2 protein-coding genes are annotated in these 1713 nt (G+C 74.0%); both read left to right on the forward strand.

Going from position 1 to position 1713, the window contains the following annotated elements:
- The first annotated feature begins 157 nt into the window (after nt 1-157).
- Complete coding sequence (locus tag VIG76_RS10655) at nt 158-550, forward strand: hypothetical protein (RefSeq protein ID WP_331953904.1); 393 nt, start codon at nt 158-160, stop codon at nt 548-550.
- Complete coding sequence (locus tag VIG76_RS10660) at nt 547-1557, forward strand: hypothetical protein (RefSeq protein WP_331953906.1); 1011 nt, start codon at nt 547-549, stop codon at nt 1555-1557. Before VIG76_RS10655 ends, VIG76_RS10660 begins: the two co-directional genes overlap by 4 nt.
- Nucleotides 1558-1713 lie beyond the last annotated feature (156 nt).

The following is a 1713-nucleotide window of genomic DNA, read 5'->3' on the forward strand; positions in this document are numbered from 1 at the left end:
ATGTCGCTGCCGGCGGCCTGAACTCGCACTTGCGGGTCCGCCCTGCGCGGGGTCTAGAGTCCGTTCCGCCGGATTCCTGCAGAAAGGTACCGCCGATGACGACGGTCACGACCAGCGCCTCGCCGTGCCGCATGCTGCTCGTGGGGCGCGCGGAGCGGTGACCCTCACGGAGCACGCCCTGACGGGATCCGTCCTCACGACGGGTGCCGACCACCGGATGCTCGTGGGGCTGCCCTGGTACCGCTCGATGCCGTACTCGTCGATCGTGCGGCTCTCGCTCACGGTGGACGGTGTCCCGGCCGAGGACCTGCAGCTCGAGGCGTCGGACGAGTGGGCGGACCTGCCCTCGCTCGCGACGATGACCGACCGGTCCTGGTTCCTTCAGGACCGGCGTCCGCTGCGCTGGCGCCCCGCCGGGCCACTCGGGGCGCGGGTCGAGATCGTCCTCCGCGTCGGCCTCCACCTGCCGAACCTCGTGGGGCCGACGGGTGACGGTGTGCAGGTGCTGCAGGAGGTCCGCGGCGAGGTGCCCGTGCGGGCCGCCGCATGACCGCTCCCGAGCGGGGCCCGCGCTTCGGCGGCACGCTCTTCTCCTTCACGAACGAGCTGCTCGCCGCCGCGCAGACACCGGACGAGCTCCTCGGTCGGGTGCTGCGCAGCGGCCTCGTGGGGCCGATCGAGATCGACGGCGCCCAGCACTTCCGCTCCTTCCCGCTGCTCGACCCCGACGAGGTCCGCGCCACCGCCCGCGTGGTCGCGGCTGCCAGTGGCGCCGTGTCGGTGCTGGGCGGCGGGCCCGATCTGACCCCGGCGCCGGGCCTGCTTCGCGACGCCGAGACCGTGCACGCGCAGCTCGAGTCCCAGATCCGGGCGGCGCGGATCCTCGGCGCGGAAGCCGTCCGGATCCCGTTCGGCGTGCTGCCCTGGCCGGTGCTGCAGGGAGCGGGGCGGATCGCCGAGCGCGAGGGCGTCCTGCTGCTCGAGGAGGTGCAGGGGCCGGCGACGCCGCGCTCTCCAGCGGTGGCGCAGCGGGTGGAGGACCTCTCGGCCGCCGATGAGCCGGCGCTCGGCCTGCTGCTCGACACGAGCGTCCTCATGGGCGGGCTGCCCCCGACCTACGTCGAGGCGCTCGCGCACGAGGGGCTCTCGTCCGCCGTGCTCGACCGCCTCGCGGAGGCGTTCGCCGCGCGCCGGGTCGCCCCGGAGGTGCTGCCGATGCTCGCCGACCCGGCGGTGTCCGCGGCCGCCAGGGGGCCGTTGATCACCGCGATGACCCGGTTCGGACACGGGGCCGCGGCGGACTGGCTGCCGCTGGCGTCCTGGATCCGCGGCGTGCACGTGAAGTGGTGGGATCTCGACTCGGCTGCGAACGAGCTCGCCGGCGAGACGGGGCTGCTGCTCGAGGGGCTGCTCGCCGCGGGGTTCCGCGGCACGGTGTGCAGCGAGTGGGGCGGCCACGAGTGGATGACGAGTGAGGCGGACACCGCCGCGCTCCTCGCAGCGCACGCGCGCCTCCTGGGCGAGCGGTGCCCGGTTCTGCTTCCTGCGGCCGCTTGAGCGGCGATCGGAATTACTTCCGTGCAAAAGCAACATAATGCTGCTAGCGTCAGCAGCACGCCGATGGAGGAGGACGCGATGACGCGGTCCGGCTCCGTCCACCACCGCTCCGCCCTGCGCACCGCCGCGCGATCCCCGCTCGCGCTCGCCACGACC

It is taken from the genome of Amnibacterium sp., from assembly GCF_036559085.1.
GTDB lineage: Bacteria > Actinomycetota > Actinomycetes > Actinomycetales > Microbacteriaceae > Amnibacterium.